Raw genomic sequence first — 15,549 nt, 5'->3', positions numbered from 1 at the left:
AGTAAAGCCCATTACATATGCATGATACTATGAAGAAAAAAACAAGGATATTACTAATCAAGCTGCTCACTTCTTTCCTCAAATATTTTTGTGTCTACGGTTTCTTTAAGCTTTGCATAAAGTTTTTTCTTTTCTTATAATCCGTAACGCTCCACAAAAATAAAGAGAGCAGCCACAGCTCCCATGATAATATAAGATATTGGAATGATGAAATTAAATTTCCCTGCCCAGAAGCTTGAACATAAAACTCATTGTGAAAACTCCTTTGTTTTAATAGCTTTGGCATCTACCCTTAATTTAACAGTCCTGTGTATCCTTAACGAGACATTTAAAAGTACTCCTGCAAAAACAGAGATAAATAAATAATTGGCAATAGCCAAATATCGTTATAATAGCCCCCTGCATAGGATACCTCCTTTTTTAGTTTTAATCTGCATTATATAAGTTATGCTCATCAAACAGCTATATCTGCTAAAAGCCCCTCCATTCTTGCATGAAATTAATTCATTCGGTAAGAAACTTGAATTAATAGCAGCTTTTTAGATGTAGAAGAAAATTTTTCGAAAGATTTTTAGTTATCGTCATTATATTGCTGGTAGCACAAAATTACACGTTCATTTAAAGCTAAGATTCATTCATTTTTTGATAATATATTTTGAAAAATGATGTTTATATTCACATACAAATATTAACTTTTTCATAATTTAATAGAAACATTAATAATTTGTAAATTGAACCATTTGGCTCACTTTACAGTACAAATTCAAGCGCTTATAGGATTTACGCAATTGCCGGAATCTATCAAAAAATTCTTTAAAAAACATTTTTTTTGATAAATTTTTTTAACCTTGAATCTGTAAAATAAATTGTAACTCTCAAACTCAAAATTCAGCTAATTATTTAGGGAATGAGAATTATGACAAAATGCAGTAAGCACCTCTAAACGGATCAGACCTTATGGTTTTTCAATAAAAACGGTGAGGAGCTTATGAATTACAATGCAATTGTTTCAAAAATTTGAGGATATGAAAGAAGACGTAATTATATAATCCGGGTGCTCTTTTGGAGTATTTAAGGCTATATAGGATGTGGTAAATATGCTAATTTTTATGGATAAACTAGCGCTGCGAAAAATAAAGCTTTTGGAATTACTGAGCCTTGAAAATAGAGAATTTAATATTATTGAGATAAGCAGCTATCTTGGATGCACTGACAGAACTGTATTAAAAACGATTCAATGTTTAAAAGTTGATTTTGAATCTTGGAAGGATAATATTGAAATAATTAATAGAGACAATAAGTTCATATATTTAAAAAAGTCAATATATTTTTCTTTAGAACTAATACAACTTAATTATTTAAAAAATTCATTAACTTTCAATGCATGTAACGATATTTTCCATCAACGATATGTAGACACTAATACTTTTGCAAGTAAAAATTATGTTAGTTATCCCACGATGAATCGGAGAATTAAACAACTAAAACCACTGCTGAATAAATTCAAACTCCTTTATCTCTCTAAACCCAGAGCAACTTTTGTCGGCTCTGAAAAACAGTTTCGATATTTTTTTATTTATTTTATTGGAATTCTTATTGGGGAATGGAATGGCCCTTTCCAATGGTGAAGAAGGAGGATTATAAATATTTATTAAAAGATATAGAGAAAATAATCAACCAAAAGCTATCAATCTCAGAACAAGAAATGTTCCTTTGCTGGCTCGCAATTTCAATAAGCCGAATCAAACTGGGTGCGCTAATTGATGAGATGGAACTTTATAGACAAATATCAGAAAATAATTGGTTATATCCTATCTTTAAAGATATGCTTATACCCGTTCTTAAAGATGTGGGAAATTTAAATGAAAGGGAGCTGGAAAATGAAGTTCTTTTTCTTTTTTCAGTTCTAAATGCGTTTGCTTATTATTCAAAAGCAGATGAAAGACTAAGCTAGCTCCTTATTTTCACTCAACATCACAAAGCAAGTTATGTGGAAGCAACTAATGTTTGGATTAAGACTTTTTGTTCATTTTTCAACATCAATTTTAATGTAGAAGAGTATAGTATAATGTTCGGTAATTTATTTCACCTTCATTTTCATGCCGTTTTATTTGATGGTCCGAGCATTTTATTTGACAATAAAAATAACATACAGTTAATAAACCATTTTCAGCTTTATTCGAAGAAAATTAAAGATTTCTATAATATATTATTACAAAACAAGAAATTGGCTCCAATATTCCAAAAAAGAGATCTTCTCTTCCCTAGATATTTATGTTTAATTCAAAAATACATTAATTATTCTTCTTTTGGTAAAAAAATCAGAGTGTATGTAAGTTCCATTTATGGGACTGTCTTCGAAGAAGATTTGGGAAATATGATAAAAAAGCGAAATGCAGGGATGATTGAAATTATAAATGATATCGAAAAAGAAATTGATTTAATTATTTCAGATCGCATCTATCCGGTCCTGAAAAATAAGAACATTCCTATTTTTATATGGCATGATATCCCTAATAATACGGATTGGGAAAATTTATCCAGCTTTTTAGCTACCTTCCCATAGTGTTTTTTCCACATATAATATTTTCTTTTCCTCAAAATAATAAATACCGTCTTTTTCTTGAGTCCATATAATTGTGTATAATAGCTTCTTCGAATAAATGAGGAAAGCCACGTTCACCCCCTTCAAGTAGAATATAGTTGTTAAGACAACAAACTAATGAGGTGGATTTGAAAATGGCTCAATATCAGATTAACGTAGATTCATATATGTTGCATCAATTATTATTGGAGATAGTAAAGATGCTGGTGTAGCCAAGCTGCTGGAATCCGTATTGAACCAAGTATTGCAAGCACAGGCGAGAGAACAATTGGATGCAGAACGCTATGAACGAGCAGAGGAACGCAAGGAATACCGGAATGGATCATACCCACATAAGCTCACAACACGTGTAGGTACGCTAACTCTTCATATCCCGCGTTAGATCTTCTGCTCCGTCTTTACTTTCCTTAATTTGGATTTACGTGTCGGCTGTGAAATCAGCGGATTTAAAGTAATGACTCATAACCCGTTTTCTGCAGCACGGCAACAAGCCCTCGATGATAATGTCCTGTTGATTCTAAAACTACAGCAGGCTTTAAACCTGTCAGTTCTTTTACTTCTTGTAATTTCGACAGCCAACTTATTGATTTCTTCATAAGTATGTTGAAAGGGAAAGACTTACCGTAGGGCTTGTTTCTTTAGAGAAAGATGAACCCTTCACTTTCTCCTTTGGATATATCAATACCGATACAGGTCTCATACATCCTCCTAAATGTGATTTTTGCCGGATCCCCTAACCATTCACGTCCATAGCTTCGCATGTTATACAAGATCATAGTCTCAACCAGCTTAATCATGGTTTGTACTATAACCAGATAAACAGGTTGTATAACGGGCTCATTACCCAGATATTTTATCGTTCTCCCCGGCTACAGCTATGTTAAACAAAAAACGAGGTTAACCAGATTAAGCTGGCTAACCTCATAATACGAATATATTTTAGTTTAGTATACTTCCTATCCACGAGAATATTGCGTGATTCTGGCTCTGGTCCAACAATGGTGATAAGCCCTCTCCTATCTTTAATACGAAACCAAATGCAATCAGCTGCTCGTTTTGGTTTAAGTACCAAGTACTCTTACTGATAAGGAAAAAAACGATTTCCCCCTCGGGTGAAATACTTTTAATAAAATTTACACATATAAATCTTGACAGACCCGGAATAAACGAAGTTCCAAATACAAAAGCAAATTTGGAACTTAAAAGTTATCATGCGGGTATCATTCCTAATTGGCACTTGGAAAAATATGGGATTTCCCCTTTTATGACATTTGGTTGGCGATAGATTATAGTTTTGATAATTATGGTGCGTCATTTAATGTCCAATATATGGTCGTTGCATATTCTTCATAGGCATAAGCGTCTGTTGGAACAAGTTTCAATAGTAAACCTTTGTCAGGACTCCACTCAATAGGAATAATTGTATCTGAACCAGTTGTATATTCATAAACTTTGGACGGACTACTATTTAACGCTTGTGCAACCCCGTTACTATCAACATATACTAAAGCATTGGGTAAAGTATGACTTGAATCCTTAGTTGATGTTAATGGCTGACTAATGGAAGCTGTTAACTTCCATTTACTACCCGTACCTCTAGTATCTGAAACTGATATATTCCATTCATCTCTAGGAATGATTGTTTCCTTTGTTGTTAAAGTGCTTGTTTGAAAAGTTAATACATTTTGAATTTTATTGAATTTTAAAGTCCCTATAACTTGGATTATAATTGTTCGTTTAATATTCCCTAAGTTTAATACAGCATGATAACTTCCTATTTGATTATTCAAGTCAGTTGATTCTACTGTGACCCGGGAAGTTATATCTTTTCCCGTTTCTACCTCCCAGCCTTCTGCTTTTGACTTAGTCAAAATAAGTGTGTTAATCTCACCCTTATTGAGCCCGCTGAACTCATCCATATCCATAGAAAAATGATTTGCTCGTAAGGCATATTGAGAATTTGCTTCTGTATTACTATCTTTTATAAATACAGGAACTGTCATTATAGTTGAATTTCCAGCTTTATCTTTCAGTTCAACTTTAGCTGTAGTGGGTCCAAATACGGAAGTGTCGGGGAATGTTTTCAAAGTTGCAGTGATTCCAGCCCCCGGTGTCCCATCCGAATGATCTTTGATATTTTCTACGAGTTTTGTTACATCTGTAGGAAAAGGCTCATTAAGAGAGATAATTTGGGTAATTGGATCACCTGTAGGAGGTGTTACATCACTAACTATTATTTCTTCTGTGGACTTTGTTTTAAATACATAGTTAGCAGTTGCCTTCACTTTAATATAAGGTTTAATAAATCCATTTGGAACCGGGATCGAATAATTTCCGGATATATCAGTAATTCCTTCTAACACCTTTGCAACTCCACCCTCAGTATAATCAATAAATACTTTTGAATTTGGCGTTGAAGTACCCGTCACATGATCCATAGCATCTGTTAACGGATTTATAGTTACATCTAAATGTCCTAATGCAATAACTTTCCCATATTCAACCGCAAATTCACTAGCTAATATACCGGCATTGGTTGAAATAATATTAGTAGTCCTCCCATTTGTTCCAATGGTTGCTGCTACATTGGACCCATCCGACATATTCCAATGATAGAGAGGCAAATCGTTACGATCCCCTGTACCTGCTGTTCTCCAGTAGTTTACAAGTTCTGAATTTAGAATAATTTGACCTGTACCAGAACTCCAGCTAAACATCCTATCACTTGCTTTTGTATAAAGCAGGACGCTGAGTGGATTATCAAAAACAGCTTTTGCTCCATTGCTTGCAAATTGGATTAGATTCCCCCTTGTATTGTTGTTTTGCATTATTAAACTGGCGCCTGTTGCAACTGTTAAGTCACCAGAGAGCCAAAGCAGCTCATTATTCCCACCATTTTTTTCAAACATTACATCTGCGCCTTCAGCTATACTGATTGAACCTCCTGCATTATTTCGGAACAGCCGGTCAGATGTTATCACACTCAATTTTGCGTTTTTTTCTATAGTCATTGAAACTGGAATGGAACCATTTCTATAAAACATTCCATTACCTAGAGCCAATATTTCAACATCTGCATCTTCCAGTACCGTAAATGAATTTTGTGAGCCGCTTCCCTGCCCCATCCAAAACATAGCGTTATTATTGTTATGGCTAACCCGTAAATTCCCGCCAATAATAATGTCTTGAGCTTCTGCAACTTCTTGAGCAGGTGCGGAACCACTAACCACCTGCTTAATGGTAATATTGTTATTCCCTAAGAATTTCGCTTTTCCATATATATTATGGCACAATTGTGGTCCCGTATAAGTAACATTTTCATAAGTAAGTGTAACACCCCTACTTTCCACATGAACTGGACCATAATAACTTTTACCAATAATTGTTATATCTTTTACGTGTATCTCTTTGGGCCCTTCGTTAGATCTAAGGTTAATCACCTGTTTTGAATCTGTACCACTGCTCATTGATTCAGTTAAGGTGTGAACAATCCCGGTATTTGGATTTTTACCCGATAATGTTATTGTTTTTTTGAATTTTGGAATTACTATGCCGCCGCTCAAATTAAAATCTGCCCCCATATATACAGTCGTGATTCCATTATCGCTCTCAATAGCTGACTTTAATTCATCATATGTTGTAACCACGATACTATCTTCTGGTAATTCAAATGCGGGAACATTACCGATCTTTAATTTTTTATTAGCAACATTTCCTTCAGCGATGGCATTTGGCAAAAAACTAACTTGTGATAGTAAAATAGAGAATACAAGCAAAAAGTTAAATATTTTTTTCGAGAATAGGTTCATTTTTTCTCTCCTATATTCTTTAATTTACATTATTATTATCGTCTCCCGTCCTCTTTCTTTTTTTTGAAATATAAACCCAATATGCAAAACTAGCAGCTAAAAAAAATAAAATCCCACCATAAAAATACCACCTGATAGAACCCATATTTGTTTGAACTGCCATATTGTTTAAAACTTCCGCATCCTCTCCAATGGTGAAGGTTTGATCCCACTCCCATTTTTCATACCCTGCAACTGCTTTCATTTTTAGACGATACGTTCCAGGTTTAAGTGGTTCATTCTCCCAATTAATAGGAAAATCAAAATTAGAGTTTGGGGCCATGGTCATGCCTTCTTTTTTTGCACTATGTAAGACTTGACCGGAATCTTCTTTGAAGATTTCTGCATCCACATTCAAATTTTCCACAATAGCAGCTTTACTATTTTGCAGATTGGCCACAACGGTTGTCCGGTAATTAACAAGTTTAGGTTGTATATATTTTAACTCAAGTTCCGGCTTAACCAATTTTTCTGTTTCCGTCAGTTTCACACCCACTACATAGGCATATTCGTTCCTTATCCTGACACTACCGGGATCAAGTCCAAATTTGTGTGTAAATTCCCTCAGCTAGACTGTGCTACATAATGCGAGTCACTTTGGCATCGGACTTTGGCCGATCCTTCCGCCATTCCATGTACTCGGTCATGTCGAGATATTTCTTGCCGGCTGCCCATTTTTCATCCTGTTCCATCAATAGAGCACCAATAAGACGAATCACGGATTCACGGTTTGGGAAGATGCGAATGACACGTTCCCGGCGTCTAACCTCTTCGTTGAGACGCTCAACGCTATTTGTCGTGCGCAGCCGTTTTCGGTAACGCTCTGGCAGCATTAAGACGGCGGTAGCATCGTCAAATCCGCTTTCCAGCACGCCCATCGCCTTACCCGCCTTATCTTCATAAGCCGCTAAGGTCTGTTTTAATAAAAACCTTGCCGTTCCAGTATCAGGAGCATCTAGAATCGACCGTAGACGGCCATGGATCTCATCCTTCAAGGCTTTGGGTGAGGCTTCTAATACATTTCGCGTGAAGTGAGTCTGGCATCGCTGCCATGTTACCCCTTGCAGCTGCTGCCGTACCGCGCGTACAAGGCCGCCATGATCGTCGGAGGTAATGAGATCCACACCTCGTAATCCACGTCCTTTTAGAGAGCTGAAAAACTCACTCCAGCTTGCTTCAGATTCTGTGTCACCCAGCATCAGGCCAAGGACTTCACGATAGCCCTCGGTGTTTACACCAATGGCAATCATGATGCCTCGTGAGCGTACACGACCGTCTTCACGGACCTTGAGATACATCGCATCTACGAGAACAAACGGAAAGAGGCTGTCTGCCAGGCTTCGATTATTCCAAGCAGTTACGATGGGATCCAGCCGCTTACAAAGGTCTGAAACAGTGGATTTAGAAAACTCGGTTCCGCAGAGTTCTTCGGTTACTTGCGAGACTTTACGCGTAGAGACGCCGTTTACGACCATTTCCATCATCGCTAAGATTAACGCTTGTTCACTTCTCTGGTAACGACTAAAGAGCTCTGTCGTGAACTTCCCGCCACGGATGCGCGGAACACTTAGTGTAATGGTTCCCACCCGCGTATGCAGCCCATGTGGATACGATCCATTCCGGTACGCTTTTCGATTCTCTGTTCGTTCATAACGATCTGCTTCCACTTGTTCACTCACCTGTGCTTGTAAGACTTGGTTCAGTACAGACTCGAGCAGCTTGGCTACACCCGCATCCTGAGAATTTCCCAAAAATAGTTGATGCAAAAGCTGCGAATCTACGTTAATCTGGTATTGAGCCATTTCATAACACCTCGTATATTTAGAATTTTGTGTCCCAACATTATTCTAACTGAGGGCTATGAATATGGCTCCTTTCATTTTTTGGAACCTAGCTTTTTACACAATTATACGGACTCAACTCACTACCGGAAGAATCACTTTCATTCTTATCACTTAATTTCTTTTTAAAATGCACAGCACCTAAAATAACCCCATCATATTCTTCCTCTGGCATTGTGATAGTGATGGTCACGATTTTGGATTGGCCTGGCTGAAGAACAACCTCTCTGTTAGAAATATTCGTAATTTCCGGCAAAGGTATCCTTAAACTTTCATCCGCCTTGCTGATATCTGAAATCGTATAATCAATTAGCCCATTTTGATTTGTCGTTGCAAACGTAACATCCATTTCAATGGTTATTTTTTTAGAACTACTATTGAAAACTTGCAGTTGGATATCTTGTTTTTGTTCTGGCTTCATTTTTAAATCAAAATAAGTTTTCTTTTTATCTATTTGATTTTCCGGTATAAGTGCTTGAATAGAAAAATCAACATCGCCCTCATTTGCACTTACTGAATAAGGGATAAAAATGAGACTAATGATTACCGTGATCAGCATCAGCACATAGTTTCTTTTCATGGTAATTCCTCTCTCTGTGAAATTGTGAACGATAGCTCTAAATAAATATATCGCGAAACCATAAACTTCTGTCTCGCGATACATTTATTAAATTGGTATTATTTTCCCGGAGCGTCACTCAGAGTCCAAGTTATAGTTGCCTCATGGTTACCTACAATAGCAGAACCTGCAGGAACACTCAATGTTACATTCTTATTCTCTGAGTCTGATTGGGCAGCAAACCAACGGGTAAGCCATGTACCTAAACCAGTATTTTCTTTAGCAGCTACTATTTTAGCCTGTGTACCATCTGTGGTTAAGGTTACTTGTTGTTCAGGTGTTGGTTTCTCTGAAGAAGTAGAATTGGATAGAACCTCTGCATTTTTCAAGGTTAGAACAGCACCCTTTAACACATCCTTGCCTTCACCGTCTTTAAATGAACTTGCAGCAGCCGTCACTGTCCAGCCATCACCTGTACCCCGACGGTCAGAAACTTGAATAAAAGGTTTTTTAGACGTAGAATAATAAATTTCGTTTCCAGCTGAAATTTCGTGAGATCCAAAAGAAACGGATGAAACATAATCTAACGACAAGGGACCCGAATTTCCCGTAGGAGGATCTGTCGGATTTTCCGGATCAGCCGGATCAATTGGTTTTGATGGGTCTGTTGGATCGACAGGAGGTACCGGGCTTGTGCCTGGTGTAAATGTGATGGTTGCTTTTGACTTGCCATCTTGAGGAAGTGCAGCAAAAGTTGATTGAGAAGTACCAATTAACGATAAAACGCTTAATGTTCCTACAAGTGTCAGTTTTGTTGCAAAATTTTTTCTCATTGTTAACTTTTTCATAGACTAAACTCCTTTATTTTTCTCTCACCGTTATTATATTACGAAAACACATAATTACACGTTCATTTTTAACTTAAATATCCTCTTTTTATGATAATATTTGCTGGAATTATGATATTTTTATAGATAAATATTAAAAAAGTACCATTTTTTAATATTTCTATTAACAATTTTGATTTTACTTATTTTGTTCACAATATAGTACACCCAAGTTTTTGCAGGGCAAGGCCGCAATCTATCAAAAAATTCTTTAAAAAATATTTTTTTGATTATTTTAAATCATATAGGTAAATAACTAGTGCGGGAGTGTGGACGAGCTTGTACCTAAAGATCATTTGGTCCGTAAAATCGAATACGCCATCGATTTTAGTTTCATCTATGACTTGGTTCGGGATGTTTACTGTGAAGATAATGGCCGCCCTAGCATTGATCCGGTTGTTCTTTTTAAAATTGCGCTTATTCAATGCCTTTTTGGTAATTCGCTCCATGCGTCGACCATTAAAGAGATTGAAACCAACGTCGCGTACCGTTGGTTTATTGGAATGACTTCACTCTGCCCATTCCTCATTTCTCCACGCTGGGTAAAAATTATGTGCGCCGTTTTCGGGATACTAGCTGTTTGAGGGAATCTTTCATCGCATCCTCGAAGAAGCTGCCCGGCATGGTTTCATTGAACCTGACGTACTCTTCATCGATGCGACACATGTTAAAGCAAGTGCGAACAAAAACAAATATGTAAAACAGATCGTTCAGGAGCAAAGTCGAAAGTACCAGGATCAGCTTGATGAACAGATCAATCAAGATCGGGCTCTACATGGATTCGAAAAAAAGCCCAATGTCACGCAGAAGGAGGTGAAGGTGAGCACGACTGACCCGGAGTGTGGTTTGTTCGTGAAGGGAGAGAAAGAACGTGTTTTCGCCTACAGCTTCCATACCGCGTCTGCAAAATGCTGCAAGAACAAGAGATTCGTCCCGTCCTGCCGTATACCCGTCCCAAGACGAAAGAAGAATTCTTTAAAAAGCATGATTACGTTTACGATGAGCACTACGACTGCTACCTGTGTCCGGCAAATGCCATACTGTCTTACGAAACAACGAACCGTGCTGGTTATAAAATGTATCGCTCGAATCCGGCAATCTGCCAAGCCTGTCCTTTCCGGACACAATGTACAGAGAGTAAAGAGGCAGTGAAGCGTATTAGTCGTCATGTTTGGGCTGAATGTGTGGAAGAGGCTGACCACCTTCGCCATACAGAAGAAAACAAACGGATTTACGCAGAGCGAGAAGAAACCATAGAGCGAGTTTTCGCTGATTTAAAGGAGAAGCATGATGATGTCCAGTTCACATTCTTCAGAGAATCCCTTCTTTGAAAACCAAATCTCCTCCCATAAAAAAGTCAAATATTCCAGAAAACTTTATATAGATTCTCTATATTTCCCAGCCATTAATTTTACTAATTCATGGATTTGCTCAATATGCCAAATAGAGTCAGATAGATTTAAATGCAAATAAATTTTTTTTCAACAATTTCATTTGTGTCATTAGAATTGCTGATGCTTTCAATTAATTTAGGAGTTTCACTTAACACTTTTTCAAAATTCTTTTATATTTTTTTTCCTCATCAAATACATCCTTTGAAATTACCTCTCTTTTACACTGATCATTAATTTTAATTAATAAATCAAGTATACTCTCTAAACTATTTTTCATTTTTCTGCTCCTTACCATTTAACTCTTCTTCCTTCTTTTAATACTTTTTCAGTCTTGGTAACATTCAAAGAACCATCAAGATTTAGAACTGCTTTTACCTTCCCTTTACTGTCTATGATTTCCAAATGGTCTTTGTGTAAATTATACAAATAGAGACCATCTCCCTTTTTCAAATAAGAATTATCTGTTTTCTTTGTTACCTTATATATTGATTGCCCCTGAAATTGGTTTTTAGTTTTTGTAACATTATTTTTTATACTTTTTCCAAATCCATCACTAAAAAACTCAGCCATATTCGCTATCGACTTAGCCCCACTACCAGCCTTACCCGCAAACAACTGCAAATCCATGGGGAGCCTGTACTTGCTGGTTCCGGCGGAAACCAGGGATTTCTCCAGCTGTTCCTCCAGCTCTATCGTGCCCTTGGTTAAGTACTTGCCGCCCTGCTTGGCTCCGGGTATGGGGAGGGCGCCTAACACTGAGCCGATTCCTGCTGCCCAGCGGTCACTTGCAGATAACGTTTCTCCCGTTATCACATACACGCCTGTGAAAGCCTCGAAGGCTCCTTTTATCGATCCCACAAACGGGATGAAGTCGAGCACAAAGTTGGCCGCGTGGGCGTATGGGGAGGTGTCTGAATCACGGCTTAGTCCAAACGGGTCTACATAAGATACCGGGTTTCCGTTCACGTATGCGTACCGGTTCAGACTTTGGCCTACGCTGATGCTTCCCGTCAGGACATCCCGGTTTATAAATCTCTTGATGTCCGGGTTATAGTACCGGGCCCTCATGTAGTATAGGCCGTTATCATCAGTCACGACTCCGTCACGTCCATTATACAGGAAAGGCTGCTTGGTATCTCCGGTCTTTCTTAACAATTCTCCGTAAGGGCCATATACGTATCGGTCTGTCACTTCCCCGGATAAAGCCGTCAGGGCTACCGTGCTTCCCCTCCGGTCATAATGGTACGTTTGGTAGGTTCCTTCGCTATCTTCTCTGCCTATTAATCCCAGGCCGTAGACATACCAGGCTTGACCTTTTCCGTTCCCGTCTGTCTCCATCAGGATTTGGGACAGCATGGCGTGGGGGTTGACCACGTATTTCGTTACCGAGTTCCCTTTTGTGACCGAAATCCGGTTATTTTCGCTGTTATACGCATAGGCGGTTTGCCCTGCCTGGATAAGCCGGTTGCGGGCATCGTACTTGAAGCTCTCCCGGGATTCTCCTAACGGTCCGGTAATTTGGTTTCCGTCCGCATCGTACTCTACCTTCATTCCGTTATACGTGTCTAACCGGTTATCTTTTCCATAGGCCATCTCCGCTTTTCCGGCAAGCAGTGTGGAGGGGGACAGTCCCGCACCTTTCTGTTCAGGCCCTTGTACTGTAATATCAGGCACTTTGTTGTCCTCTGTGCTTACATTCCCGTTTGCATCATACGTAAACGTATACTCACTGATGGAAGAGCCGTCTGCTGCCCGATCCGACAGGGTGAGCAATTGCCCTGCGGCATCGTAGGTCCGGGTCTCTTTGAAACCGTCCGGCCGTATCGTTTGTTCCAGATTGCCGTGTTTGTCGTACGTATACGTTGTTTTTCTGCCTGCCGGGTCTGTGACTTCCTTAAGGCGATGATTCGCATCGTACGTGTACTGCACTTTCTTTTTGTCCGGATAGATGAGAGCTTTCAGATTTCCGGCCTGGTCATATTCGTAGCCGATCTGATTCCCGTCCTGATCCGTATAAGTCTCGACACGGTTTAAAGCGTCATACGTCCTCTTTAATGTGTTCCCTTTTTCATCCGTGACCGAGGTGATATTGCCGGAAGCATCGTAAGTATAAGTGACATTGCCCGCTTCATCAGTAAACGAAATCAGATGCCCTGCCCCGTCATATTGATATTTGGTGGTTTGCCCGCGGGCATTGTGCTCTGAACTTAGCTGTCCGCAGCTGTTATATTCGTAAAGCTGTTTGCCTCCTGTTGAATTCGTTTCGCTTAAGATCCGTCCGGCCTGGTCATAAGTCCATTTCGTTTCGTTCCCCGCAGGGTCCTTCAATGAAGTGAGCTGGTTAGCTTCATCAAAGGTTTGGGCGCTTATGCCATCCTTTGAATCTTTTACCTGTGTAAGCTGGTTTAGGCCGTCAAACGTATATTGGGTCTGATTCCCTAATGCATCTGTAATCATATCCAACTGCCCGTTTGCTTTATAACGGCTTTTCACCGTCTTATTCAAGGCATTGGTTGTTGATTTCGGTCTGCCGGACGCATCATACAAAACGGAAAAGATTCTGCGCCCTTCAGCGTCGTAGATAGCTGTGAGCCGTCCTATGGCATCGTAGGAATAGGAAACCGTACTGCCTGCTCCATCGGTTTGCTTGGTCACATTTCCTACACCGTCGTATGCTGTTTTTTGGCTGTTTCCTGACAGATCCGTAACCTGAATTAATCTGTCTTCCCCGTCATAAGCAAACGTCGTTGTTTGTTTTAAAGCGTTGGTTACACGGGTCAGACTATCGTTTTCATTATATTGGAAAACGGTCTGGTTCCCTTTAGGGTCCGTAACCAGAACCGGATTTCCTCTGCCGTCATACTGGTAGCTTGTGGTATGGCCCAGCGGGTCTGCCACCTTGACGATCTGGCCGGAATTTGTGTATTCATAGGATGTCGTTTTGCCATTAGGACCCGTGATGCCGGTTATACGCCCCGCACGGTCATATTGGTACGTAATTTTATTTCCTTCAGCGTTCGTCAGGGAGCGGAGTTCTCCGTCCTCATATTGATAAGTGATGGCTCTTCCCAGCGCATCCGTAACCTTTGCCAGGTAACCTTGCTCATCATAGGCATAGGTTGTTTTTTGGCCGTTCGGATTGGTAATCCCCGTTAACCGGTTGCGGTTATCATAGGTATAGGTGATTTTTTCACCTTGGTTTACGACTTCCAACAAGTTGTTCGAGCTATCGTAACTCATACTGATCTTTTTGCCGTTCTGGTCTGTTACGGAAATTACATGGCCCCGTTCATCGTAAGCGAATTGATTCGTTTTGTTTAATGCATCCGTTACTTTGATACGGTTTCCCTGATCATCATATTGATAGGAAGTCGTTTGCCCCTCCTCGTTCACCATTTTCATCAGCCGGTGTTTACTGTCGTGGGTTAATTTCTTCGTTTTCCCTTCCCGGTTCGTAACCGTAGTGATGAATTGACCTTCTTTTTCTTCATATTTGAAGCGTGTAGGAGCATGTCCTTGAACCCCGTCCTTCTGCTCTACTATCCGGCCTTTTTCGTCATACGTGTTTTCAAACCTGGTAACTCCGCCTTCTGAACCTGTAACCATTCTACCTGCTTCATCATACGTATACACTGTTTCATTAGAATCCGCATCATGGATATGAGTCAGCCGGAATTTGTCGTCATAGTCAAACTTCACCGTCCGCTGCATACTATCTTGGACTTGCTGAAGCAGCCCTGACTCATTGTATTGCAAATTCAGATACTTGTTGGTGACAGGATCCACGACCTGGTTCAGCCGGCCGTTTCCGTCATAAGTAAACCGGATTGTTTCTCCGGTTTTGCTCTTCATTTCCAGAAGTTTACCCGATTCGTCAAAAGTAAGGGAAGTTCCGTTGTTTCTCTTTAACTCATACCCGTTGCCCTCTTTAGTCAATTGGTCGTGTGCAGCCGATTTATTATCGGAATGGTATTTGTTGTCGCCAGACGGCTTGAAGATACTTTTTCTATTGGCATTCCAATGCAAGGTCAGGTTTCCGCTTTCCTCTTTAGCCAGTCTGATTTCGTAATGATGTCCCCATCCGTATCCCATATCGCCTTTATTCAGCAGCAAGGAATAATATTGGATTTGAAATGGAATGTCTACCGTACCATGGACCGTCAGCATATCTTTGTAGATGGCTTGCGCCCCTGTTGCCGTATCAACCGGATCGCCATGGAATGAATCCGGGTCAATGTCCGTGGGATCTTGGGTAGAGATGTCACCATCCGGTTCATGTTCTTCCGGAGGTGCCGTTCTGCTTAACTCAAACGTTTCGTAAGGGGCATAGACATCATAGGCCTTTGTATCTGTATTGGTAATTTGCACTGTCCTGCCCGGACCAAGGTTGATATTCCCATTTCCGGCAATAAGTC

Annotated in this window: 9 protein-coding genes and 2 pseudogenes; 5 read left to right on the top strand and 6 right to left on the bottom strand. The window is 39.5% G+C overall.

Going from position 1 to position 15,549, the window contains the following annotated elements:
* Positions 1-1,097: 1,097 nt before the first annotated feature.
* The 4 genes and pseudogenes from BXP28_RS22045 to BXP28_RS22030 all read left to right on the top strand — a co-directional run.
* Positions 1,098-1,628, top strand: a complete 531-nt coding sequence (locus tag BXP28_RS22045) for a helix-turn-helix domain-containing protein (protein ID WP_036657947.1) — start codon at positions 1,098-1,100, stop codon at positions 1,626-1,628.
* The gene (locus BXP28_RS22040) at positions 1,622-1,954 is read left to right on the top strand and encodes a hypothetical protein (protein WP_023482811.1); all 333 of its coding nucleotides are present in this window, start codon (positions 1,622-1,624) and stop codon (positions 1,952-1,954) included. The genes BXP28_RS22045 and BXP28_RS22040 overlap by 7 nt, the downstream gene beginning before the upstream one ends.
* Before the next feature lie 114 nt (positions 1,955-2,068).
* Positions 2,069-2,566 (top strand): hypothetical protein, encoded by a 498-nt coding sequence (locus BXP28_RS22035; protein WP_023482810.1) that lies wholly within the window; start codon positions 2,069-2,071, stop codon positions 2,564-2,566.
* Between the two features lie 173 nt (positions 2,567-2,739).
* Positions 2,740-2,984 (top strand): annotated as a pseudogene (locus tag BXP28_RS22030) (transposase); the annotation flags it as partial.
* A 922-nt stretch (positions 2,985-3,906) separates the two neighbouring features.
* Here BXP28_RS22030 and BXP28_RS22025 read toward each other — a convergent pair.
* The 5 genes from BXP28_RS22025 to BXP28_RS22005 form a co-directional block, all read right to left on the bottom strand.
* Positions 3,907-6,414 (bottom strand): pectate lyase-like adhesive domain-containing protein, encoded by a 2,508-nt coding sequence (locus tag BXP28_RS22025; protein WP_023482809.1) that lies wholly within the window; start codon positions 6,412-6,414, stop codon positions 3,907-3,909.
* Positions 6,415-6,433: 19 nt separating this feature from the next.
* Complete coding sequence (locus BXP28_RS22020; RefSeq protein ID WP_167552513.1) at positions 6,434-6,943, bottom strand: DUF3324 domain-containing protein; 510 nt, start codon at positions 6,941-6,943, stop codon at positions 6,434-6,436.
* Positions 6,944-7,031: 88 nt separating this feature from the next.
* Positions 7,032-8,255, bottom strand: a complete 1,224-nt coding sequence (locus tag BXP28_RS22015; protein WP_023483236.1) for an IS256 family transposase — start codon at positions 8,253-8,255, stop codon at positions 7,032-7,034.
* Between the two features lie 88 nt (positions 8,256-8,343).
* Positions 8,344-8,874 carry a DUF916 domain-containing protein gene (locus BXP28_RS22010; protein ID WP_167552512.1) on the bottom strand — a complete coding sequence of 177 codons (531 nt, stop codon included), beginning with the start codon at positions 8,872-8,874 and terminating at the stop codon, positions 8,344-8,346.
* A 98-nt stretch (positions 8,875-8,972) separates the two neighbouring features.
* Positions 8,973-9,701 (bottom strand): WxL domain-containing protein, encoded by a 729-nt coding sequence (locus BXP28_RS22005; RefSeq protein ID WP_023482807.1) that lies wholly within the window; start codon positions 9,699-9,701, stop codon positions 8,973-8,975.
* 308 nt (positions 9,702-10,009) lie between these two features.
* Between BXP28_RS22005 and BXP28_RS22000 the strand changes: the two are divergent.
* Positions 10,010-11,029, top strand: a pseudogene (locus BXP28_RS22000) (transposase); the annotation flags it as partial.
* A gap of 393 nt (positions 11,030-11,422) precedes the next feature.
* On the opposite strand, the gene BXP28_RS21995 reads toward BXP28_RS22000, so the two are convergent.
* A complete protein-coding gene (locus tag BXP28_RS21995) occupies positions 11,423-15,502 on the bottom strand; it encodes an RHS repeat-associated core domain-containing protein (RefSeq protein WP_077585210.1) in 4,080 nt (1,359 codons plus the stop codon).
* Positions 15,503-15,549: the final 47 nt, after the last annotated feature.

The organism is Paenibacillus larvae subsp. larvae, from assembly GCF_002003265.1.
In the GTDB taxonomy this organism is placed as follows: Bacteria; Bacillota; Bacilli; order Paenibacillales; family NBRC-103111; genus Paenibacillus_H; species Paenibacillus_H larvae.
This window is presented reverse-complemented; position numbering and strand designations above follow the sequence as displayed.

Bases quoted from the DNA above. Each gene is read 5' to 3' on its own strand.
- BXP28_RS22045 (WP_036657947.1), top strand. From the start codon at position 1,098: ATGCTAATTTTTATGGATAAACTAGCGCTGCGAAAAATAAAGCTTTTG.
- BXP28_RS22040 (WP_023482811.1), top strand. From the start codon at position 1,622: ATGGTGAAGAAGGAGGATTATAAATATTTATTAAAAGATATAGAGAAA.
- BXP28_RS22035 (WP_023482810.1), top strand. From the start codon at position 2,069: ATGTTCGGTAATTTATTTCACCTTCATTTTCATGCCGTTTTATTTGAT.
- BXP28_RS22025 (WP_023482809.1), bottom strand. From the start codon at position 6,414: ATGAACCTATTCTCGAAAAAAATATTTAACTTTTTGCTTGTATTCTCT.
- BXP28_RS22015 (WP_023483236.1), bottom strand. From the start codon at position 8,255: ATGGCTCAATACCAGATTAACGTAGATTCGCAGCTTTTGCATCAACTA.
- BXP28_RS22010 (WP_167552512.1), bottom strand. From the start codon at position 8,874: ATGAAAAGAAACTATGTGCTGATGCTGATCACGGTAATCATTAGTCTC.
- BXP28_RS22005 (WP_023482807.1), bottom strand. From the start codon at position 9,701: ATGAAAAAGTTAACAATGAGAAAAAATTTTGCAACAAAACTGACACTT.